This window comes from Citrobacter sp. Colony219, assembly GCF_019382635.1.
Lineage (GTDB): Bacteria > Pseudomonadota > Gammaproteobacteria > Enterobacterales > Enterobacteriaceae > Citrobacter > Citrobacter youngae.
Window position 1 is genome coordinate 4,207,423 of record NZ_CP080033.1, and the last position, 22,898, is coordinate 4,230,320.

At 51.7% G+C, this 22,898-nt stretch carries 22 protein-coding genes; 11 read left to right on the forward strand and 11 right to left on the reverse strand.

What is annotated here, in order from left to right:
• Window positions 1-72: 72 nt before the first annotated feature.
• Together JTI85_RS18600 and yghX are read right to left on the reverse strand one after the other, a co-directional pair.
• The gene (locus JTI85_RS18600; protein ID WP_115642838.1) at window positions 73-1,713 is read right to left on the reverse strand and encodes a methyl-accepting chemotaxis protein; all 1,641 of its coding nucleotides are present in this window, start codon (window positions 1,711-1,713) and stop codon (window positions 73-75) included.
• Between the two features lie 215 nt (window positions 1,714-1,928).
• A complete protein-coding gene (yghX, locus tag JTI85_RS18605; RefSeq protein ID WP_219351867.1) occupies window positions 1,929-2,816 on the reverse strand; it encodes a YghX family hydrolase in 888 nt (295 codons plus the stop codon).
• 155 nt (window positions 2,817-2,971) lie between these two features.
• Between yghX and JTI85_RS18610 the strand changes: the two genes are divergently transcribed.
• Complete coding sequence (locus JTI85_RS18610) at window positions 2,972-4,012, forward strand: aldo/keto reductase (RefSeq protein ID WP_005123138.1); 1,041 nt, start codon at window positions 2,972-2,974, stop codon at window positions 4,010-4,012.
• Window positions 4,013-4,090: 78 nt separating this feature from the next.
• Here the strand turns inward: JTI85_RS18610 and JTI85_RS18615 are convergent, their stop codons facing one another.
• Entirely contained in the window at window positions 4,091-4,594 is a 504-nt protein-coding gene (locus tag JTI85_RS18615; RefSeq protein WP_319026329.1) for an ESA_00282 family adhesion-associated protein, read from the reverse strand.
• Between the two features lie 103 nt (window positions 4,595-4,697).
• On the opposite strand from JTI85_RS18615, the gene JTI85_RS18620 reads away from it, so the two are divergent.
• Together JTI85_RS18620 and JTI85_RS18625 are read left to right on the forward strand one after the other, a co-directional pair.
• Window positions 4,698-5,102 (forward strand): hypothetical protein, encoded by a 405-nt coding sequence (locus JTI85_RS18620; protein WP_137363721.1) that lies wholly within the window; start codon window positions 4,698-4,700, stop codon window positions 5,100-5,102.
• Between the two features lies 1 nt (window position 5,103).
• On the forward strand, window positions 5,104-5,511 hold the full coding sequence (locus JTI85_RS18625; protein WP_048213223.1) for a hypothetical protein: 408 nt from the start codon (window positions 5,104-5,106) through the stop codon (window positions 5,509-5,511).
• Between the two features lie 75 nt (window positions 5,512-5,586).
• Here the strand turns inward: JTI85_RS18625 and exbD are convergent, their stop codons facing one another.
• The gene (gene exbD, locus JTI85_RS18630) at window positions 5,587-6,012 is read right to left on the reverse strand and encodes a TonB system transport protein ExbD (protein WP_048213224.1); all 426 of its coding nucleotides are present in this window, start codon (window positions 6,010-6,012) and stop codon (window positions 5,587-5,589) included.
• A gap of 6 nt (window positions 6,013-6,018) precedes the next feature.
• Window positions 6,019-6,753, reverse strand: coding sequence for a tol-pal system-associated acyl-CoA thioesterase (exbB, locus tag JTI85_RS18635; protein ID WP_048213225.1), 735 nt, complete (start codon window positions 6,751-6,753; stop codon window positions 6,019-6,021).
• Between the two features lie 251 nt (window positions 6,754-7,004).
• Here exbB and metC point away from each other — a divergent pair, with 251 nt between their 5' ends.
• Window positions 7,005-8,192 (forward strand): cystathionine beta-lyase, encoded by a 1,188-nt coding sequence (metC, locus tag JTI85_RS18640; protein ID WP_219351869.1) that lies wholly within the window; start codon window positions 7,005-7,007, stop codon window positions 8,190-8,192.
• A gap of 131 nt (window positions 8,193-8,323) precedes the next feature.
• Window positions 8,324-8,983, forward strand: coding sequence for a DedA family general envelope maintenance protein YghB (yghB, locus tag JTI85_RS18645; RefSeq protein WP_048213227.1), 660 nt, complete (start codon window positions 8,324-8,326; stop codon window positions 8,981-8,983).
• 69 nt (window positions 8,984-9,052) lie between these two features.
• Here yghB and JTI85_RS18650 read toward each other — a convergent pair whose 3' ends face one another.
• Window positions 9,053-9,952 carry an AraC family transcriptional regulator gene (locus JTI85_RS18650; protein WP_048213228.1) on the reverse strand — a complete coding sequence of 300 codons (900 nt, stop codon included), beginning with the start codon at window positions 9,950-9,952 and terminating at the stop codon, window positions 9,053-9,055.
• A 193-nt stretch (window positions 9,953-10,145) separates the two neighbouring features.
• Here JTI85_RS18650 and yqhD point away from each other — a divergent pair, with 193 nt between their 5' ends.
• The 4 genes from yqhD (at window position 10,146) to JTI85_RS18670 (ending at window position 14,384) form a co-directional block, all read left to right on the forward strand.
• Window positions 10,146-11,309, forward strand: a complete 1,164-nt coding sequence (gene yqhD / locus JTI85_RS18655; RefSeq protein WP_061068596.1) for an alcohol dehydrogenase — start codon at window positions 10,146-10,148, stop codon at window positions 11,307-11,309.
• A 104-nt stretch (window positions 11,310-11,413) separates the two neighbouring features.
• Window positions 11,414-12,241, forward strand: a complete 828-nt coding sequence (gene dkgA / locus JTI85_RS18660; protein ID WP_048213230.1) for a 2,5-didehydrogluconate reductase DkgA — start codon at window positions 11,414-11,416, stop codon at window positions 12,239-12,241.
• A 188-nt stretch (window positions 12,242-12,429) separates the two neighbouring features.
• Window positions 12,430-13,884 carry a DASS family sodium-coupled anion symporter gene (locus JTI85_RS18665; protein WP_219351870.1) on the forward strand — a complete coding sequence of 485 codons (1,455 nt, stop codon included), beginning with the start codon at window positions 12,430-12,432 and terminating at the stop codon, window positions 13,882-13,884.
• A gap of 44 nt (window positions 13,885-13,928) precedes the next feature.
• Entirely contained in the window at window positions 13,929-14,384 is a 456-nt protein-coding gene (locus JTI85_RS18670) for an HIT family protein (protein WP_048213232.1), read from the forward strand.
• 94 nt (window positions 14,385-14,478) lie between these two features.
• Here JTI85_RS18670 and JTI85_RS18675 read toward each other — a convergent pair whose 3' ends face one another.
• The 5 genes from JTI85_RS18675 to JTI85_RS18695 all read right to left on the reverse strand — a co-directional run bounded on the left by JTI85_RS18675 (window position 14,479) and on the right by JTI85_RS18695 (window position 22,029).
• Complete coding sequence (locus JTI85_RS18675; RefSeq protein WP_115642835.1) at window positions 14,479-16,650, reverse strand: YgiQ family radical SAM protein; 2,172 nt, start codon at window positions 16,648-16,650, stop codon at window positions 14,479-14,481.
• Window positions 16,651-16,839: 189 nt separating this feature from the next.
• Window positions 16,840-18,252 carry a cell division protein FtsP gene (gene ftsP, locus JTI85_RS18680; protein ID WP_005123112.1) on the reverse strand — a complete coding sequence of 471 codons (1,413 nt, stop codon included), beginning with the start codon at window positions 18,250-18,252 and terminating at the stop codon, window positions 16,840-16,842.
• Window positions 18,253-18,323: 71 nt separating this feature from the next.
• Window positions 18,324-19,061, reverse strand: a complete 738-nt coding sequence (gene plsC, locus JTI85_RS18685) for a 1-acylglycerol-3-phosphate O-acyltransferase (protein WP_040233973.1) — start codon at window positions 19,059-19,061, stop codon at window positions 18,324-18,326.
• A gap of 196 nt (window positions 19,062-19,257) precedes the next feature.
• Window positions 19,258-21,516: a DNA topoisomerase IV subunit A gene (parC, locus tag JTI85_RS18690; RefSeq protein ID WP_101742476.1), complete on the reverse strand. Its 2,259-nt coding sequence runs from the start codon at window positions 21,514-21,516 to the stop codon at window positions 19,258-19,260.
• A 117-nt stretch (window positions 21,517-21,633) separates the two neighbouring features.
• Window positions 21,634-22,029 carry a YgiW/YdeI family stress tolerance OB fold protein gene (locus tag JTI85_RS18695; RefSeq protein WP_005123105.1) on the reverse strand — a complete coding sequence of 132 codons (396 nt, stop codon included), beginning with the start codon at window positions 22,027-22,029 and terminating at the stop codon, window positions 21,634-21,636.
• A 152-nt stretch (window positions 22,030-22,181) separates the two neighbouring features.
• Here JTI85_RS18695 and qseB point away from each other — a divergent pair, with 152 nt between their 5' ends.
• Both qseB and JTI85_RS21590 read left to right on the forward strand, forming a co-directional pair.
• Window positions 22,182-22,841: a quorum sensing response regulator transcription factor QseB gene (gene qseB, locus JTI85_RS18700; RefSeq protein WP_219351873.1), complete on the forward strand. Its 660-nt coding sequence runs from the start codon at window positions 22,182-22,184 to the stop codon at window positions 22,839-22,841.
• A partial coding sequence (locus JTI85_RS21590) for a hypothetical protein (protein ID WP_255575601.1) occupies window positions 22,838-22,898 on the forward strand: 61 nt, incomplete at its 3' end. The genes qseB and JTI85_RS21590, both read left to right, overlap by 4 nt.

The following is a 22,898-nucleotide window of genomic DNA, read 5'->3' on the forward strand; positions in this document are numbered from 1 at the left end:
TCGCTATATAACAAATTATATAGCGATTTTTTAAGCAAAGGCCAGAGGTATCACGCACTTTTTTGTGCCAGATTAAAAGGACACCCACTCGTCCGTTTTAGGTGCTGCAGAGGTTCTGCTTTCTGTGGAAGGGGAAGCGGTATTGGCAGCGGCGTATTGCACATCATTCGCAGACAGGCGGAACTGTTGCACCGAGCGTTGTAGCTCTTCCGTTTGCCGTTCCAGCGCCACTGCCGCAGCGGATACTTGTTCTACCAACGCGGCATTCTGTTGCGTCACGCTGTCCATCTGCGTGATCGCAACACTAACCTGCGAGATGCCCTTATTCTGCTCTTCCGAGGCTGAGGCAATTTGTTTCATGATAACGGTCACTTCGGTGGCACCGCGCAGAATCGCTTCCATGGTTAATCCCGTCTCTTTAACCAGACGAGCGCCCTGTTCGACACGACGCGACGATTCACCGATTAATGTCTCAATCTCTTTTGCCGCACCGGCGCTACGGCTGGCGAGATTACGTACTTCCCCTGCTACCACGGCAAAACCACGTCCCTGTTCACCAGCCCTGGCCGCTTCAACGGCGGCGTTGAGCGCCAGAATGTTGGTCTGGAAAGCAATGCTATTAATGACAGAGGTAATTTCTGCGATCTGTTTAGAACTGGCAGCAATACCGTCCATGGTGTCGACCACTTCAGAAACCAGGGTGCTTCCTTTACCTGCCGTTTCTGTTGCGGTATCGGCAAGCTGGCTGGCCTCACGCGCATTTTCGGCGTTAAGTTTTACCGTAGCGGTCAGTTGCTCCATGCTGGCAGCGGTCTCTTCCAGCGCCGCGGCCTGCTCCTCAGTACGGGAAGAGAGATCGTTATTGCCGGTAGAAATTTCCGTAGCGCCTCGCCAGATGTTGTCACTGCCTGAACGAATCGTACTTACGGCTTCACGCAGGCTGTCCTGCATTGCGCACAATAAAGGGACCAGTTGGCCCACGCAGTTACGCCCAAAATCTTCAATTGGATGGCTGAGATCGCCCTGGGCAATCTGGCGGAACTGCAAGCGAATGCGACCGAGAGGTTTCACCATCATGGTAACGAGGTAACGATCGGTGAAGAACAGGAGGGCAATCCCGAGGATAACGGCAGTAATAATCAGTGTCCGAATGATCGACGTTTTACCGTCTACCATGATACGCGTCGCATCAAGTCTCTTTCCGGCGGTGGTATTAAACAGCTCAGCGCTGGCACCAAATTCACGGCTCAGTGCGGGCGTAATCGTGCTGGCATGTTCCGAAAACGCCGTAAGCGAGCCCTGCTGCGCCAGCTGCATTTGCGGTATCACGCCTTTATCCAGCAAAGCTTGCCACTTGGCCAGCACTGCTGCTGAAATTTCCGGGTCCATCGGTCCTGGAGACAATGTTTTCATCTCCTGGAGCTTTTGGCTCAGATTATCCAGCGATTGCTGGGCAGGTGCAAAATCAGGCGTTTCACCACCAATTTTGACATCCACAGCACGGCTCAGGCGTGTCACAAAGCGAAAGTACTGATCGTTCCCCTGACTCAGTACCGTCATCTGTTTGACAAGATGACGGTCAATATCGTTGCCTTCTGATATTTTTGATAAAGCATGAAGACTGAATAAACCCACGCCCGACCAGAGCAGGCAAAAAAGTCCCAGTATCGCCAGCATGACAATACGAATAGTGAAGTTTTTCAGCAAATACATAATAATTTCCTTGCCATTGATGAGGAATTCGCCATCAGGCGATACTTCCCCTTGTTATCGGCAGGCAATGAAGAAGATATAATACGTTCTTTATTTTTTTACTTTTTTAAGTCTATCTATTATCCCTGCTGGTCATATCAATATGAATGTTAATGAAATTAGGTAGCATTATTATTCAGATAATTAACCTAAAGCTGTAAGTAATGCGTTGTTTTTCATAACAAATATTTATCAAACCAGGCAAGAGTGCGTTCCCAGGCTAAATCAGCAGCTGCTTTATCATAACGGGGTGTCGAATCGTTATGAAAACCATGATTAACACCGGGATAGATATATGCTTGATAGATTTTCTTATTCACTTTGAGTGCAGCTTCATAAGCGGGCCAGCCTTCATTAATTCGTGTGTCTAGTTCTGCATAGTGTAATAATAAAGGCGCATTAATTTTAGGGACATCAGAAGCAGGAACCTGACGACCATAAAAGGGCACCGCACATGCCAGTTCAGGGAAAGCAACAGCCGCTGCATTCGCCACACCACCACCGTAGCAAAATCCGGTGATCCCCACCTTTCCTGTCGCCATCGAATAACGCTGCATAAACTCAATAGCGGCAAAAAAATCATTCATCAGCTTAACGGGATCAACCTGCTGCTGTAATTCCCGGCCTTTATCATCATTGCCGGGATAACCGCCCAGTGAACTTAATCCATCGGGTACCAGTGCAATATAACCCGCCTTCGCCACCCGCCGTGCTACATCCTCAATATACGGATTCAGCCCACGATTCTCATGTACCACTACCACCGCCGGAACCTTCCCCGTCACCTTCGCGGGTTTCACCAGATAACCTCGCACATCACCATGCCCATCAGGCGATGGATAGGTAATGTATTCTGCCAGAATATCGGGATCGGTAAATTCTACCTGCGTTGCCAGGGCATAGTTCGGTTTCAGCAAATTGAATAGCGCCAGTGCCGTCATGCCACCTACCGCATATTTCGCCGCCAGATTCAGAAACTCGCGTTTCGTAATTTTGCCATGGGCGTAATAGTCATAGTAATCGAGTAACTCCTGCGGAAAGTCTTTAGCAGTCAGACGCGGCATGGTCGCACTCCTGAGTGATGTTTTTTTAAGCAAAGCACAGCGGTCTGTTTTTGCCCAGTTTTTCATCCCAATGTGACCTGGTGAACGGGATATTCACCACGAACCCGCTAGAATAGAAACGTTGTTTTGAAATTCACCTGCACTAAGGAGATCTCATGGCCTGGTTTGCCAATCCTGAACGTTATGAGCAAATGCTCTATCGCTACTGTGGGCGCAGCGGCTTGCGCCTGCCCGCGCTGTCGCTGGGTTTATGGCACAGTTTTGGACACGTTCACGCTCTGGATTCACAACGAGCACTGCTGCGAAAAGCATTTGATTTAGGGATCACTCATTTTGATTTAGCCAATAACTACGGGCCACCTCCGGGCAGTGCTGAAGAGAATTTTGGTCGATTGCTGCGCGAGGATTTTGCACAATATCGTGATGAATTGATCATCTCGACCAAAGCGGGTTACGACATGTGGCCGGGGCCTTACGGTTCTGGCGGCTCACGCAAGTATCTGCTGGCCAGCCTCGACCAGAGCCTCAAGCGCATGGGTCTCGACTACGTCGATATCTTCTATTCGCACCGCGTTGATGAAAATACGCCAATGGAAGAGACCGCTTCCGCGCTGGCCCATGCTGTGCAAAGTGGCAAAGCACTGTATGTCGGTATCTCATCTTATTCGCCAGAGCGCACGCAGAAGATGGCCGAACTGCTGCGGGAATGGAAAATTCCGCTGCTTATCCACCAGCCATCCTACAACCTGCTTAACCGCTGGGTAGACAGCAGCGGATTGCTGGATACGCTGGAATCCAACGGGATGGGCTGTATTGCCTTCACCCCGTTGGCGCAGGGGCTCCTGACAGGGAAATACCTCAACGGTATTCCTGATGGTTCCCGCATGCAGCGTGAAGGGAAAAAAGTCCGTGGGCTGACGGAAAATATGCTGACGGAAGCAAATCTTAACAGTCTGCGTTTGCTCAATGAGATGGCCCAACAACGTGGGCAGTCGATGGCGCAAATGGCGTTAAGCTGGCTACTAAAAGATAACCGGGTCACATCGGTATTAATTGGTGCCAGCCGACCTGAGCAGTTGGAAGAGAACGTTCAGGCACTGGCAAACCTGACATTCAGCGCCGAAGAACTGGCACAGATTGATAAACATGTCGCGGACGGCAAGCTCAATCTGTGGCAGGCCTCATCAGACAAATAACGATCTGAACATTACGCCGGGTGTAGTCCTACCCGGCCTTAATGGCCTGCTGATGAGAGTGGGCAAGTAAATCTCGCCTCACACCTCGTCCTCTTTAATCAACGGACGCTGGTATTCCGGCCATACCAGTGCGACAAGTGCAGGATAGGCTTCCAGGCTGAACTCCCTGAAGCACTGCCGCAAGTTAAGCACATCCAGATCGGCGTGCGGGACTTTCTCCCCGCTGAGGCAGCGCTTTTTAATATTGTCATAATACTTATAAACCGCAGAGTTAAGATCGCTACAGCGCCGCTGCGCGTCAAAGAGCCCGGGCGTTTCATTCAGCTCCACCATTGTCATCCTCTTGACTGTGGAGTGGATAAAATCAATATATTCGTGATTGACTCGCCAATACCATACCGGAGTAATCGAATTCATCAGGGCAGAAAAATGATCTTCTCCCTCTTCTTTACTTAGCATTTCCGGCTGGCGCTGTGCGTTAACATCTTCTGCATAACGGTTTTTATTTGCACTACGCATTAGCAAAAGTACCCCGCAGGTAAGCAATAGCAGGGTAATAACAGAATAAAATATACTGTTCATAGCGGGCTCCATTTTTTTTGATTTTAAAATTACCCCATGCTATTGTCAACGCGGCCTACCTTATTAAAAACATCATATTATTGGCAGCAAAGGATATTTCAACATGCTTCCCGAGCATCTTGTTCCCTCTCGTTTTCATTTATCCGCAACCCCGGACAATACAAATACCACAGAAAATAGTGAAAATTTGACTCAGGGAAAGATAAAACTAAGTGATTACGAATCAGAAATTTTGATTAGCTCCGTAGCTACCGGCCAGTCCCGGAATATGTTATTTGAAGAGTGCGATCGTCATTTAAAAGAGCGCCTTTTCCGCGCCGCAAAAATTGAGTCATTTACTCGTCTGCTCAATTCATTACAGGCGGAAGGCGACATTAACGCCCAGGAATTAAGTAAAATTTTGGCCAAAAAAACAGCCATGATAAATGAACAAGGCAACAAAATTTGGCTTAATTTAATTACTCGCGAAACCAACGATCCTATTTTTTATTCTCTGGAAGAGAAATAAAATGAAAGATGTTGAAGATAATAATGTTTATTTGGCTTTAGATAACCACAAAAGCGATGAGTTTGTCTTAAAACAAAATCTGTCTGTGTTGATAGCCAATAAAAACACGACGCTGGAAAGCCTTGCTCAAGAGATGGTTTCTATACCCGCCGCACTGGTGCGGATGAAATGGCAAAATCGTCATGAAATCTACGCACTGCAAGCCAAAGAAGAGATTTACGGTGCCACTATCGAGGCCATCATCGCTCAGCAACCAGAATTGCGGGACAAAATAATGGCCCGTCTGGAAAGCACATACCAGCATCTGCTTGCACGTGAAACTGCCACACTGCGCCTGACCCGTAAGCTATCCGATGGGAACTACGAGCCCACAAAAATCACTACGGTGGCGTTGGACGAGAACAGATAAGGCAAAAGACTTGCAGAGGAGTGATATCAGGAGAAGCTTGCCGGGTAAGGTCAAACCTGTACCCGGCAACAAGGATTATTTGGCTTTCACGGTCTCTTCACCGACCAAACCAATCTTCAGGTAACCCGCCTGGTGCAACGTATCCATAACCTTCATCATAGTTTCGTAGTCGACGGTTTTATCTGCCCGGAAGAAGATGGTGGTGTCTTTCTTGCCTTCAGTTAGCGCGTTTAACTCGTTAATCATCGTCTCATCGGTGACCTGATCGTTACCAATAAACATGGTGTTATCGGCTTTTACTGACAGGTAAACCGGTTTTTCCGGACGCGGTTGCGGCGTACTGGTGGATGCAGGGAGATTGACCTTCACATCCACGGTTGCCAGTGGCGCTGCCACCATAAAGATGATCAACAATACCAGCATGACGTCGATAAACGGCGTCACGTTGATGTCATGCATTTCACCGTTATCGTCCAGGTTTTCATTAAAGCTCATTGCCATGGAACATTATCCTACACGTAATTTCTGCGCAGCACGTACCGGGTGTGCAGACGCGCTTGCACTCAGGTCCAGGTCACGACTTTGCAGCAACAGTACCTGCGCCGCGACATCGCCCAGCATCGCTTTATAGCTGCCGATCTGACGAGCAAAAATGTTGTAGATAACAACAGCAGGGATTGCCGCGACCAGACCGATCGCGGTTGCTAACAGTGCTTCTGCAATACCTGGAGCAACAACAGCCAGGTTGGTGGTTTGGGTTTGTGCGATACCGATGAAGCTATTCATGATGCCCCATACTGTACCAAACAACCCGACAAATGGAGAGATAGCCCCGATGGTTGCCAGGTATCCATTACCCCGCCCCATCTGACGGCCAACGGCGGCAACGCGACGTTCCAGACGGAAACCGGTACGCTCTTTGATCCCTTCGTTGTCATCACTGCCTGCTGACAGTTCCAGCTCGTTCTGTGCTTCGTTAATCAACAGAGCGCCCAGGCTTTTGCCATCGAATCCAGCGGCAATCTCACTTGCCTGATCTAAAGAGCGGGCATCTGCCAGCATTTGCTGTTCACGCTTAAGACGGCGCTTCTGCGTAAAGAACTCAAGGCTCTTACTAAAGAAGATAGCCCAGGTGACCACTGACGCCAAAATCAGCCCAATCATCACGCACTTAACCACGATATCGGCGTGCTGATACATACCCCAGACGGAAAGGTCCGTCTGCATCAAATTATTACCCACTCTGTATCTCCAGGACGCAAATCACAAAATCTGAGCGTAATCATATCAAAACGACGTCGAATTGATAGTCGTTCTCATTACTATTTACATAGTGCCGCACCTTTGGTTTCTTTTCCTTGCGCTCACGCAGTAAAAAAGTCACCAGAAATCGATTTGAGAATATTTTGTACTTTATGGCTGTTCTGCAGGACGCGGCAGATGAGATTCATGCTAGTTTAGACATCCAGACGTATAAAAATAGGCAATACAACATGGCAGATAAGCAGCTTGAGACCAAACTCGTTCACGCCGGGCGTAGTAAAAAATACACGCTGGGTTCGGTAAATAGCGTGATCCAGCGCGCGTCTTCACTGGTATTCGACACCGTTGAGGCGAAAAAACAGGCGACGCATAACCGCGCAAACGGTGCCCTTTTCTATGGCCGTCGCGGCACGCTGACGCATTTCTCACTGCAGGAAGCGATGTGTGAACTGGAAGGCGGGGCCGGTTGCGCCCTGTTCCCCTGCGGTGCAGCAGCCGTTGCCAACACCATCCTTGCCTTTGTTGAACAAGGCGATCATGTGCTGATGACCAACACCGCCTATGAACCCAGCCAGGATTTTTGCACTAAGGTGCTGGGCAAGCTTGGCGTGACAACCGGCTGGTTCGATCCGCTGATTGGCGCGGATATTGTGAAGCATATACAGCCGAATACTAAAGTCGTTTTTCTTGAATCTCCAGGTTCTGTCACCATGGAAGTTCATGATGTTCCAGCCATTGTTGCCGCCGTCAGAAGCGTAGTGCCTGACGCGATCATCATGATTGATAACACCTGGGCTGCGGGCGTGTTGTTCAACGCGCTGGATTTCGGTATCGATATCTCAATTCAGGCAGGGACGAAATATCTGATTGGTCATTCCGACGGCATGGTTGGGACAGCGGTATCCAATGCCCGTTGCTGGGATCAACTGCGTGAAAACGCCTATCTGATGGGACAAATGCTGGACGCCGATACCGCCTATATGACCAGCCGTGGATTGCGGACGTTAAGCGTTCGCCTGCGCCAACACCATGAAAGCAGTTTAAAAGTCGCCGAGTGGCTGGCTGCCCATCCGCAGGTTGCCCGCGTGAATCACCCGGCACTTCCCGGCAGCAAGGGACACGAGTTCTGGAAACGCGACTTTACCGGTAGCAGCGGTCTGTTCTCATTTGTTCTGAATAAGAAGCTAAATAATGAAGAACTGTCTGCGTACCTGGATCACTTCAGCCTGTTCAGCATGGCCTATTCCTGGGGCGGTTTTGAATCACTGATTCTGGCTAACCAACCGGAACATATCGCGGCAATCCGTCCGCAAGGCAAAGTGGACTTCAGCGGAACGCTCATCCGTTTGCATATCGGTTTAGAGAATGTTGACGATCTGATTGCCGATTTAGCCGCAGGATTTGCCCGAATCGAGTAACATTGCCGCAGATGGACATATATGCAGACACTTCTGGTGGAAAAGTCTGCAATTGTTGCGTCCGGGATCAAGGCATCCCGGACAATTCAGGAGTACAATCCACTCATAAACGCTGTTCCACAGGAAAGTCCATGGTAGTCATTCAAGATATTATCTCCGCGCTTTGGCAACACGATTTTGCCGCGCTGGCGGACCCACACGTCGTGAGCGTGGTGTACTTCGTGATGTTCGCCACACTGTTTTTAGAAAATGGCCTGCTGCCCGCCTCCTTTTTGCCCGGTGACAGCCTGCTATTACTGGCAGGAGCGCTGATTGCTCAGGACGTGATGAGTTTTTTACCTACCATAGCGATTCTGACTGCCGCTGCCAGTCTCGGTTGCTGGCTGAGCTACATTCAGGGGCGCTGGCTGGGCAACACGCGGACGGTAAAAGGCTGGCTGGCACAATTACCTGAAAAATATCATCAGCGTGCTACCTGTATGTTTGACCAACACGGGTTGATGGCACTACTCGCCGGACGTTTCCTGGCGTTTGTACGTACCTTACTGCCAACCATGGCGGGGATTTCAGGGCTGCCTAACCGTCGCTTCCAGTTTTTTAACTGGCTTAGCGGGCTGCTGTGGGTCACTGTGGTCACCAGTTTCGGCTATGCGCTCAGCATGATCCCGTTTGTTAAACGCCACGAAGATCAGGTGATGACCTTTTTAATGATCCTGCCTGTTGCCCTGTTAACCGCAGGTCTGCTGGGAACGCTGTTCGTGGTGATTAAAAAAAAATACTGTAGCGCCTGAGTATCAGCCGTATGCCGGAGTCACTCCGGCATTTCGTTGATGGCGCGCAGCGTTAAGGCCGACAAGAAATCACCCCCCCTGCATCATCCGAATTCTGGCTGCATCTTCTCCTGGCGTGACGCCAAAGTAACGTTTGAACTCCCGACTAAACTGCGATGCACTCTCATAACCTACGCGCATGGCCGCCGCGCTGGCTTTCATCCCGTCATGAATCATCATCATCCGCGCTTTATGCAATCGATAGCTCTTCAGATACTGCAACGGTGAAGTACTGGTCACCGATTTAAAATTATGATGGAACGCCGACACGCTCATATTGGCCTCTGCCGCCAATTGCTCAACATTGAGATTTTCGGTGTACTTGGTTTCAATTCGCTTCAGCACACGGCTTATCAAACTGAAATGCGTCTGGCGACTGACCAGCGCCAATAACGCGCCACCACGCGGCCCGGTCAGTACGTGGTAGAGGATCTCACGAATAATCTGTTTTCCCAGAATACGTGCATCCAATGGCCGCTCCATCACATCCAGCAGGCGTTCCGCAGCACAGAGAATTTCATCGGATAGCGTCGCCGAATTGATCCCGCTTGCCGCCATTGCAGGCTGGAACAGCTCATCCTCACCAATATCCATCAGCAATTCCTGCAATTGCAGGATATCGACGTTCAGGCGGATACCAGCCAACGGAACGTCCGGTGTCGCATACGTTTCACATTCAAAGGGTAAAGGTACTGTGAGCAGTAAGTATTCGTTGGCATCATAGCGAAAGACACGCTCGTTGATATAACCAATTTTATATCCTGAAAAGAGAAATATAATGCCAGGCTGATACATCACTGGTGTGCGCACCCCAGGTTCAGAGCCGTACAGTAAGCGAATATCAGGCAGCAGATCATTTAATTTATTTTCATTATTTTTCAGCTGTTTAATTTTATCTGTCAGCAGGAGACAGATCTCATCACGGTTCATAGGGCACCATTTCATCATTGATTTGCAACCCTGATATAGTGCGGACTTTTATCCATTTTCTCCAGTAGTCTGTAGAAATGGGCAAGACATTGGCAGAAATGAGCATTGAGAGGAACGCTTCTGACGACCACAATGTTCACCATCAGGCAGGCACTCGCCTACCCTCTTTTTTACCCACACAAGGTAACGAGCAATGAACAACTTTAATCTCCATACCCCAACCCGCATTCTGTTTGGTAAAGGCGCGATTGCAGAACTGCGCGACCAAATCCCACAGGATGCTCGCGTACTGATTACCTACGGCGGTGGTAGCGTGAAAAAAACCGGCGTTCTGGCACAGGTTCAGGATGCACTGAAAGGCCTGGACGTGCTGGAATTTGGCGGTATTGAGCCGAACCCGTCTTATGAAACGCTGATGAACGCGGTAAAAATCGTGCGTGATGAGAAGGTGACATTCCTGCTGGCGGTAGGCGGCGGTTCTGTTCTGGATGGCACAAAATTCATCGCCGCAGCAGCACATTACGCTGACGGTGTTGACCCATGGCGCATTCTGGAAACACGCGGTAACGACGTACAAAGCGCCGTTCCAATGGGCTCCGTATTAACTCTGCCGGCAACTGGCTCCGAATCTAACTCTGGCGCGGTAATTTCGCGCAAAACGACTGGCGACAAACTGGCTTTCATGACCCCGTTTGTCCAGCCGGTATTTGCTGTACTCGATCCGGTTTACACCTATACTCTGCCGCCACGTCAGGTTGCCAACGGCGTGGTAGATGCTTTTGTTCATACCGTAGAACAATACGTGACTTATCCGGTAGACGGGAAAATTCAGGATCGCTTCGCCGAAGGCATTCTGCTGACGCTGATAGAAGACGGTCCGAAAGCATTGCAGGAGCCGGAAAACTACAATGTGCGTGCGAACGTCATGTGGGCAGCCACTCAGGCGCTGAACGGACTGATCGGCGCAGGCGTACCGCAGGACTGGGCAACCCATATGCTGGGTCACGAACTGACGGCAATGCACGGACTTGACCACGCTCAGACACTGGCAATCGTCCTGCCTGCATTGTGGAATGAAAAACGCGATACCAAGCGTGCCAAACTGCTGCAATACGCAGAACGCATCTGGAATATCACCGAAGGCTCCGAAGACCAGCGCATTGATGCCGCGATTGCCGCCACCCGTCAATTCTTCGAACAAATGGGTGTACCGACTCGCCTGTCTGACTACGATCTGGATGGCAGCTCCATCCCGGCACTGCTGGAAAAACTGCAAGCGCATGGCGGCACGAAACTGGGTGAACATCAGGACATTACGCTGGACGTCAGCCGCCGGATTTACGAAGCTGCCCGCTAAGGTTTTTTAACCTCCGACTTTCGTTTTTGGCTATTTATACCAGGCTTAAGTCACACCTATGTCACCGGAGTATGTTCCGGTGACAGTCATTAAGGGGAGGAATTATGACCACTCCAACCATTATCAAACTACAGGATGGTAACGTCATGCCGCAACTGGGCCTGGGGGTCTGGAAGGCAAGCAACGAAGAAGTCATCACCGCCATTCATAAAGCGCTGGAAGTAGGGTATCGCTCAATTGATACCGCTGCGGCGTACAAAAACGAAGAAGGTGTCGGCAAAGCAATACGCGATGCTGGCGTACCGCGCGAAGAGTTATTCATTACCACCAAGCTGTGGAATGATGATCAGAAACGCCCACGGGAAGCGTTGCTCGAAAGCATGGAGAAACTCCAGCTCGATTACCTCGATCTCTACCTGATGCACTGGCCTGTTCCGGCGATCGATCACTACGTTGAAGCGTGGGAAAACATGATCGACCTGCAAAAAGAGGGGCTGATTAAGAGCATCGGCGTGTGCAACTTTCAGATCAATCATCTCCAGCGCCTGATGGATGAAACAGGTGTCCCGCCGGTGATTAACCAGATAGAACTGCATCCACTGATGCAACAGCGCCAGCTGCACGCCTGGAACGCCACACATAAAATCCAGACCGAATCCTGGAGCCCGCTGGCGCAAGGCGGCAAAGACGTATTTGATCAAAAGATCATTCGCGACCTCGCTGAAAAATATGGCAAATCACCGGCGCAGGTCGTCATTCGCTGGCATCTGGATAGCGGCCTGGTGGTGATCCCGAAATCCGTCACCCCTGCCCGTATCGCCGAGAACTTCAATGTCTGGGACTTCCGCCTGGACAAAGATGAACTCGGTGAAATAGCAAAACTCGATCAAGGTAAACGCCTTGGCCCTGACCCGGATCAGTTCGGCGGTTAATCTCTCCTCTCCAGCCCGGCATTCCCGTCGGGCTTTTCTCCTGTCGAAATATTAAGAAACAATAAACGCGCAACTATTGATGTATTTATGGCACATCCACGTGCAGCATTACGCAATATAACTTACTAATTATTCAGTAATAATATTGATTTAATGAACACATCACAAATATCTATAGGTGCGTGACCATGGCGGAAAAAGCACAGCAAGGCGTCAAATGGCTCCCATTGATTCTTATACTATTTATTTCTGCCGGGCTCTGGCAGCTTACCCCACCCAGTGGGTTAAGTGCGCCAGCCTGGCATTCAGCCATTATCTTCGTTGCTACCATTGCTTCTATCGTGGCAAAAGTTCTGCCCATTGGCGCAGTCGGCATTATCGGTATTACCGTTTTTGCCCTCGCTTATGCTGCCGGGGATAAAACCGCCAGCGGCGCTATTACCACCGCACTGAGCGAACTGAACAGTTCTCTGATCTGGCTGATTGTCGTCGCCTTTATGATTGCCCGCGGGTTTATCAAAACGGGCCTCGGACGACGTATTGCGCTGCAGATGATCCGCCTGCTCGGCAAGCGCACGCTGGGACTCGCCTACGGACTGGCGTTTGCGGACCTGATACTTTCCCCCGCAATGCCAAGCAACACGGCCCGCTGCGGCGGCGTCATCTATCCCATTGCCGACTCCCTGGCGCGCAGTTTCCACTCGAACCCGGAAGATGAATCCCGAAGTAAAATCGGCACCTTTCTTATCACCTGTATTGGCAACGTCAACGACGTCACCGCCGCGCTCTTTATGACCGGATATACCGGCAACCTGTTGGCAGTGAAGCTGGCGGCCAATGCGGGGGTCACTCTGACCTGGGGCAGCTGGTTTATGGCGGCGCTGCTGCCTTGCCTGGTTTCCTTACTGCTGGTTCCATTACTGGTCTACTGGATTGTGCGCCCGGAAATTAAACACACGCCGGATGCCCCTAATCTGGCGCGTAAAGAACTGGCGGAAATGGGTCGTATGTCACGCGGGGAATGGCTGATGCTGGCGACCGTCGGCGTCCTGCTGGTACTGTGGATTTTTGGTGATACGCTGGGCGTCGACGCCACCACTGCCTCATTTGTTGGTTTATCCATCTTGCTGCTCAGCGGCGTTCTGAGCTGGGAAGATGTCAAAAGCGAGAAAGGTGCGTGGGATACACTGATCTGGTTTGCCGCACTATTGATGATGGCAAATCAGTTGAAAAAACTAGGCTTTACCACCTGGTTTGGCAACCTGATTGGCGATAGTCTGAGCAGTACTATGCATGGGACCAGTTGGGTGGTTGTCCTGCTGCTGCTCAACGCCGCGTACTTTTATACCCACTACTTTTTTGCCAGCGGTAATGCGCAGATTGCGGCGCTGTATGCCGTTTTCCTTGGCGTCGGTCTGCATTTGAATATTCCTGCAGCCCCTACGGCGTTGATGCTGGCCTTCACCAGCAGCCTGTACTGTTCCCTCACTCAGTACACTCACGCTCGCGGGCCGATTCTGTTTGGTGCCGGGTACGTACCGACGGGAGTCTGGTGGCGAACAGGATTCATCATCAGCCTGTTCAATCAAGCCGTCTTTATCACTGTAGGGCTGATGTGGTGGAAGATGCTGGGTCTGTACTAAACTCACTGCGTCCTGACGAAACGTCTTATCTACGGAGAAAAGGAATGACCTGTATTTTCTGTCAAATTGTTGAAGGTAAAGCGCCCTGCCATAAAGTCTGGGAAGACGAGCATCACCTGGCCTTTCTGTCGATTTTCCCAAACACCGACGGTTTTACCGTGGTGATCCCGAAAAAGCACTACCCAAGCTATGCATTTGATATGCCGCCACAGGCGCTGGCAGACCTGATGCTGGCGACCCAAAAGGTGGCGAAAAAACTGGATAAGGCTTTCCCGGATGTCAGTCGTACGGGGATGTTTTTCGAAGGGTTTGGCGTGGATCATGTGCACAGTAAGCTCAGCCCTATGCATGGCACAGGTGATTTGACGCACTGGAAACCGATTGAGTCCCGGCAGACTAAATTTTTCGAGCAGTATGAAGGGTATCTGTCGTCACATGACCACGAACGGGCTGACGATGAAAAACTGGCCGCATTAGCGGCCAGAATTCGCGAAGCATAAATACTGAGCATGTCTGCCGGATGGCGGTGCGAGCACCTTATCCGGCCTACGGTCTGTCTGGCCCGGTAAGCATTTCACTACCGGGCAAGACAGATTAGCGCCCCGCGACTTTCCCGCGTTTTTTATTCGCCGCAGGTGTCTGACGCTGGTGCGCGACTGGCGTATGCTTGGTCAGTGCCGGACGGGTATGGCGGTTCTGACGACGTGCTTCACGCATCTCTTCCAGCGTCGGGGCCGGAACCAGACATTCGCGACGACCGCCAATCAGATGCTTTTTCCCCATATCTTCCAGCGCCTGACGGATTAACGGCCAGTTAGCAGGATCATGGTAACGCAGCAGTGCTTTATGCAGACGGCGCTGTTTATCACCTCTTGGCACTACCACATCTTCACTCTTATAACCAATTTTGCCCAACGGGTTTTTCCCGGTGTAATACATGGTTGTAGAGTTTGCCAGCGGTGATGGGTAGAAGTTCTGCACTTGATCCAAACGGAAACGACGCTGTTTCAGCCACAGAGCCAGATTCACCATATCCTCATCACGCGTACCCGGGTGCGCAGAGATAAAATAGGGGATCAGGTACTGCTCTTTACCGGCCTGTTTAGAGTAAGTATCGAATAACTCTTTAAAGCGGTCGTAGCTGCCCATACCCGGCTTCATCATCTTCGACAATGGGCCTTCTTCTGTATGCTCCGGCGCAATCTTCAGGTAGCCACCCACATGGTGAGTTGCCAACTCTTTAATATAGCGCGGGTCCTCCACGGCGATGTCATAACGCACCCCGGATGCGATAAGGATCTTTTTAATGCCTTTCAGATCACGCGCGCGGCGGTAGAGATTAATCGTCGGTTCGTGGTTAGTATCCATATGCGGGCAGATATCCGGGTAAACGCAGGACAGACGACGACAGGTCTGTTCTGCACGCGGAGACTTACAGCGCAGCATATACATGTTTGCAGTTGGACCGCCGAGATCGGAAATCACGCCGGTAAAGCCCGGAACGGTATCGCGAATGGCTTCGATCTCATTGATGATCGAATCTTCGGAACGGCTCTGGATAATGCGCCCTTCGTGCTCGGTGATCGAACAGAACGAGCAACCACCAAAACAGCCACGCATGATATTGATCGAGAAACGGATCATCTCATAGGCGGGAATACGGCTGTTACCGTACGCCGGATGCGGTACGCGCTTGTACGGCAGTGCAAAGACGCTGTCCATTTCCTCAGTCGACAACGGGATCGCTGGCGGGTTAACCCAAATATAGCGATCGCCATGCTTTTGCATCAGCGCACGCGCGCATCCTGGGTTCGTTTCGTGATGCAGAATACGCGACGCATGGGCGTACAGAACTTTGTCGCCCTTCACTTTCTCGAAAGACGGTAACAGTACGTAAGTTTTTTCCCACGGCTTCGGACGCGGCGGCTGTACGGTTACCGCTTTCGCTTCTTGTTTTTTCGGTGCGACCGGTTTGTTATCAGCACACGGTAAGTCTTCGCCATACGGATGGGGGATGGGGTCAATTTTCCCGGGCATATCCAGACGTGTGGAATCCACCCCGCTCCAGCCCGGAAGCGCTTCTTTAACCATAATCGCGGTGTTACGCACGTCGCGGATCTGATCGATGGTTTCACCCATCGCCAGACGGTGTGCGACTTCCACCAATGGACGTTCGCCGTTACCAAACATCAGCATGTCAGCTTTTGAATCCACCAGCACGGAACGGCGTACGGTATCTGACCAGTAATCGTAATGCGCAGTACGGCGCAGGCTGGCTTCAATACCGCCGAGAATAACCGGCACATCTTTCCAGGCTTCTTTACAGCGCTGGGTATAAACCAACGTCGCACGGTCCGGGCGTTTACCCGCCACGTTGTCCGGCGTATAGGCATCGTCATGGCGCAGTCGGCGATCGGCGGTATAACGGTTGATCATCGAGTCCATGTTACCGGCGGTTACGCCGAAGAACAGGTTAGGTTTGCCCAGACGCATAAAGTCATCTTTGCTGTTCCACTCCGGTTGGGCGATGATCCCCACGCGAAAGCCCTGCGCTTCCAGCATACGGCCGCAAATAGCCATGCCGAAGCTCGGGTGATCGACGTACGCATCGCCGGTAACCAGAATGATGTCGCAGCTATCCCAGCCAAGTTGATCCATTTCGTCGCGTGACATCGGCAAAAATGGTGCCGGCCCAAAGCAGGCGGCCCAGTACTGCGGCCAGGAGAAAAGGTCTCTGTCCGGTTGGATCAGGGATATTGCGCTCATAATGCTTCCAAAAAAATGGTAAAAAAATAATCAAAGGCCGGGGATTATACGCTGGATCAACAGGGGAAATGAAGGAGTATTGTAAGGATGTTAAATTTCATCTCTGCTGGTGCTACGCTGACCGTTCCTGTGCTTTCGCACGGTCCAGGCCGGGTTAGGCGAAGCCGCCACCCGGCACAGGAATATCTATTACGGTGCCGGATTCACCAGCATCTGGCCAATAGAACCACGGTCTGCCATTTCCAGCGTCTGGCTGTTGAAGTAGAACGGGAAATGCGCCCAGGAAGGCTGCCCATAATAGACCAGCAACTCCACTTGCCCATCAACCCAGACGGTATCTTTCCAGCCACGGTCTTCCGGGAACGGCATCGCGCCATTCACATTACGGATCAGGAAAGAGACGCCTTCAATATGGAACGACTGCGGCATATCTGCACGCACCGTCCAGCGCTCCCAGGATCCCTGCTGCGCCGTGATATCCATGCGATTGACATCCCACAGTTGGCCATTGATTCCGGGATCGTCATCAAGGCTAATATCACGGCTGCGAATCGGCGAGCCGCTCAAAATTTCGGTGGGTAACAGACGCATTGGCAGGCTATCCGTTACCAGCGGCAGAAGGCCGGTTGGTCGCAGAGTCAGTACCAGCGTGGAGATCAGGATACTGGAAGGTTCAAAGAAACCACGGATCCTGTCGACAATACTGGCCGCCTCGCCGCAGGTAATCGAAACTTCATCACCGTTGGTCATATCGACCAGAATCTCACGACGCTCGCCTGGCGCCAGCGATAGCTGCTTCACCGAAACCGGCGCGGGTAAAAACCCCTGATCCCCTGAGATAACATGCAGCGCACGACCATCGCTCATTTTCAGCAAATAACGACGCGAATTTGAGGCATTCAGCAAACGCAAACGCACCCAGCCGCGGGACACTTCGACATACGGACTTTGCGCCCCGTTGACCAGAAGAGTATCCCCCACAAACCCCCCACTGCCCGGTTCGCTATATTCTGGTGTACCGAAGTTATCCAGACGCTTATCCTGAATAATGACTGGAAAATCATCCACGCCGTAGTGGTTAGGGATCGGCAGTGATTTACTCACTTCATCTTCAACCAGCCACATCCCGGCAAGGCCGTTATAGACCTGCTGGGCAGTGCGATTTGGCGTGTTGGCGTGATACCACAAGGTTGCAGCACTCTGGCGAATCGGCAGCACGGGTGCCCAGTCCGCATTAGGCGACATCATACGCGCCGGCCCCCCCATAAGAGGACCTGGGACCTGTAACCCGGCAACGGTCATTGAGACATTTTCTGTCAGACGGTTGCTGTAGATAAGCTTGACGTCATCACCTTTCCAGACGCGGATTGTCGGCCCCAGGTAGCGCCCGTTAACACCCCAGACGGGTGCGCGCGTGCCCGGCGTAAACGACCAGTGCGCACGTTGCAGCGTCATAAATAGCGGCTGTCCCCGACGGGACTCCAGCAGGGGGGGAACAGGTAGCGGTTGTTGCTGACCGGCAGCATTAGCCTTCAGCGGAACAGCACCTGCACACAGTGCGATCCCCGATGCCTGAATGAACTGACGCCGACTGAATGACATATAAGCTCCATGAAAAACTGGCGATTAACACGCAGGAAATCATTTCCTGTAACAAACCCGAAATGAGCGAATCAAACCTTACCGGCAGCTTCCCGCTCAGCAACTTCTTTATCGAGTTCTGCGATTTTTTGTTCCATCAGCGTGCGGCAATGCGCTGCCAGTTCACGAACCTGATCTTTACCAAAATGACTGATATCCACTGGCGGCAGCATCTCTACAATCGCCAGCCCATTATTAAGTCGGTTCAATTTGATCTTATTAGAGGTCGTTGAAACGCAAACAGGGATAACCGGGACACCCGCAGCAATTGCCGCATGGAACGCACCGGTTTTAAACGGCAGCAGACCGCGACCGCGGCTACGCGTTCCTTCAGGGAACATCCAGATAGAGATACGACGCTTTTTAAAGTGGTTCACCACCGCCGCAATGGTGCTGTGCGCTTTGGCGCGGTTATTTCTGTCGATCAACAGATTACCGGTGAGCCAGTACAGTTGTCCGAAGAAAGGGATCCACAACAGGCTTTTTTTACCTACTGTGACCGTCGGTGGCTGAACGATATTCGCTGCGGTAACCATGTCATAGTTATTCTGGTGGTTACAAATATAGATAGCATTACCATAGTTCTTCGCGTCAGGCGGCATGCGACACTCGACCTTCAGGCCATACAGGGGAGCCAGGCGACCAAACATATGGCCGAACGTCGCAACGTGTTTTGGATTTCTTGGGCTGAACAGACAGTATATGCAACCGAAAATACAGACCAAAATGCAGTAAATAACAGTAATAATTAAACGAAAAATATATAGCATAACAACCTCTAAAGGCCTAAGAGCCTGGCATTCTACGTCACCTGATTCCGAATACTGCATCAGGTTAGGGCATTGTTAAGAGTGGCTCTCTGGAAAAGCGTATTGTTAATCGCAACGCACGAATAAACAACGGTTTCACGGGAATTTTTAAAACAAGCTCTCCCTGTGCGAAAACAGGGAGAGCCAGACGCTGGCGTTATTCTTCACTGTCGCCGTGACTGGCGCGTCGAGGCGAGTCAATCTCAACACGGTCGATGCGTTGCAGACCGCGCATGAGCGTACCGCGACGACCACGCTCGCCGGTTACCTTCTGTAGCTCTTCAGGGCGCAGTTTAATTTTGCGTTTCCCGACGTGGATAGTCAGCGTGCTTTGCGGCGGCAGCACGTAGAGTTGTGCCAGACCATCTTCGCCTTTCGCAGCTTCCGCAGAAGGAATATTGATTATCTTGTTCCCTTTGCCTTTCGACAACTGCGGCAAATCGCTCACCGGGAACATCAACATGCGGCCCGCATGGGTAATCGCCAGCAGCATATCGGTTTCATCTTCAATCACCACCGGCGGCATAACATGTGCGTTTTCCGGTAGCGTAATCAATGCCTTGCCCGCACGGTTACGCGCGACCAGGTCATTGAAGGTGCAGACAAAACCGTAACCGGCATCAGATGCCATCAGCAGCTTCTGATCGTCGCCTTCCATCAGCATATGCTCAACCGTCGCGCCCGGTGGTAGCGTGAGCTTCCCGGTCAACGGCTCACCCTGACCACGCGCCGACGGCAGCGTAATCGGGTCGATAGCATAGCTACGCCCGGTTGAGTCAACGAACACCACCGGTTGGTTGCTCTTACCCTTCACCGCCGACTTAAAGCTGTCGCCCGCTTTATAGCTTAAGCCTGGCGCATCGATGTCGTGGCCTTTCGCGCTACGCACCCAGCCACTCTGGGACAGCACAATGGTCACCGGCTCAGACGGCAGCATGTCATGCTCGCTCATCGCCTTCGCTTCTTCACGCTCCCGCAGTGGAGAACGGCGATCGTCACCATAGGCATCCGCATCAGCCTGCAGTTCTTTCTTCAGCAGGTTACTCATTTTGCGTTCAGAGGCCAGAATGCCCTGCAGTTGATCGCGCTCTTTCGCCAGTTCGTCCTGCTCACCGCGGATTTTCATCTCTTCCAGTTTGGCAAGGTGGCGTAATTTCAGCTCAAGAATGGCCTCCGCCTGAGTTTCTGAAATACCAAACCGCGACATCAGCTCGGGTTTAGGTTCATCTTCATGACGAATAATTTCGATTACTTCGTCAATATTGAGGAACGCTATCAGCAAACCTTCAAGAATGTGCAGGCGTTTGAGTACTTTCTCCAGGCGATAGTTCAGGCGACGGCGCACGGTATCGCGACGGAACGTCAGCCATTCGGTGAGGATCTCCAGTAGGTTTTTAACTGCCGGACGACCGTCGAGGCCAATCATGTTCAGGTTAATGCGATAGCTTTTTTCCAGATCGGTAGTGGCAAACAGGTGGTTCATCACCTGCTCCATGTCGACGCGGTTAGAACGCGGAACAATCACCAGACGGGTCGGGTTTTCGTGATCCGACTCATCGCGCAGATCGTCCACCATCGGCAGCTTTTTATTGCGCATTTGGGCGGCGATCTGTTCCAGCACTTTGGCGCCGGAAACCTGATGCGGCAGCGCGGAAATCACCACCGCGCCGTCTTCTTTCGTCCATACCGCACGCATACGTACGGAACCGCGTCCGTTTTCGTAAATCTTACGAATCTCCGCACGCGAGGTAATGATTTCTGCTTCGGTCGGATAATCCGGCCCCTGTACGATATCCAGCAGTTGATCCAGCGTCGTTTTCGGCTGCTCAATCAGCGTAATTGCCGCTTTGGCCACTTCACGCAAGTTATGCGGTGGAATATCCGTCGCCATACCCACGGCAATCCCAGTCGTGCCGTTGAGCAGAATATTTGGCAGACGCGCAGGCAGCATTTTCGGCTCCTGCATGGTACCGTCGAAGTTTGGCACCCAGTCTGACGTGCCCTGACCGAGTTCACCCAGCAGGACTTCCGCATATTTAGACAGGCGGGATTCCGTGTAACGCATCGCGGCGAAGGATTTCGGATCGTCTGGTGCCCCCCAGTTCCCCTGCCCGTCAACCAGCGGATAACGGTAAGAGAAGGGCTGGGCCATCAGCACCATCGCTTCATAGCAGGCGCTGTCGCCGTGCGGATGGTATTTACCCAATACGTCACCGACGGTACGGGCGGATTTTTTAAATTTGGCGCTGGCATTCAGCCCCAGTTCGGACATCGCGTAAACGATGCGACGCTGAACAGGTTTCAGACCATCACCAATAAACGGTAACGCCCTGTCCATGATGACGTACATGGAGTAGTTCAGATAGGCGTTTTCCGTGAATTCATGCAGCGCAAGGCGCTCTGCCATATCGCTCATTAATCGTGGTTCCTCAACTTATACCCGTCTATTGAAGGGCAATATTGCCGCAGATACTACCCTATCTGGCGTGTTGAGTCACAAAGAAAAGGGCCGCGACTGCGGCCCTGATGGGGATTATTTGGCAACTTTGGTAATCTGTTTCACGTCGATTTCAACGGAGTTCCAGTCTTTATCCACTTCACCCTGGATTTCAACCACATCCTGCGGCGTGACGGTCACGCCGTTCCAGCGTTTGTGGTCGATATCTACGTTCACTGTGCCGGTTGCATCTTTAAACACATACAGGTCGTCGGAAATACGCTCAACGATGTTCCCGCGCAGGGTAACCCAGGTGTCATCACGCAGCGATTTGGCGCTTTCTACCGTCGTGCTGCTACCGTTTGGGCCAACAAAGCCGCCATTTTGGCTTTGCGTTGTCGTCGTCGGTCCAGAGAAGCCGCCCTGCTGCGCTGCCAGAACAGGTGCGGAACACAGTGCCATTACGGCAACCATTGCAGCTAATTTTTTCATCGTCATGTCTCCCTTTCATGTTGGTTTACGACTATTAAATAAGTTAATCCTTAACAAGTTCTTAAGGCAAAAAAAGATACTTTTTTTACTGTACAGAGGCTGTAGCCACAGGTTTACTTGACGGTAATGAGAGCGACCGCAGGGAAGAACATATGCGTATTTTACTGGTAGAAGATGACACGCTGATTGGCGACGGCCTGAAAACAGGTCTGAGTAAAATGGGTTTCAGCATCGACTGGTTTACCGAGGGTCGCCAGGGGAAAGAAGCACTGTACAGCGCCCCTTATGATGCGGTGATCCTCGACCTGACGCTGCCAGGCATAGACGGGCGCGATATCCTGCGCGAATGGCGAGCCAACGGGAAGCAGGAGCCGGTGCTGATTCTTACCGCTCGTGACGCTCTGACAGAACGCGTGGAAGGTCTACGCCTGGGCGCGGATGACTATCTGTGTAAACCCTTTGCGCTGATCGAAGTTGCCGCCCGACTGGAAGCATTGGTACGCCGCGCCAGCGGCCAGGCCAGCAATACGCTGCGCCATGGTCAGGTTTCGCTTAATCCCGGCGCGCTGGTCGCCACGTTCGCGGGTGAGCCGTTATCGCTTAAGCCAAAAGAGTTCGCGCTGCTGGAACTGCTGATGCGTAACAAAGGGCGCGTCCTGCCCCGCAAGCTGATTGAAGAAAAACTGTATAACTGGGATGAAAACGTCTCCAGTAATGCGGTGGAGGTCCACGTCCATCACTTGCGCCGTAAGCTCGGCAGCGACTTTATCCGCACGGTACATGGCATTGGCTACACCCTGGGTGACGCATGAAACTCACACAACGCCTCAGCCTGCGCGTCAGGCTAACGCTTATWTTTCTGATTCTGG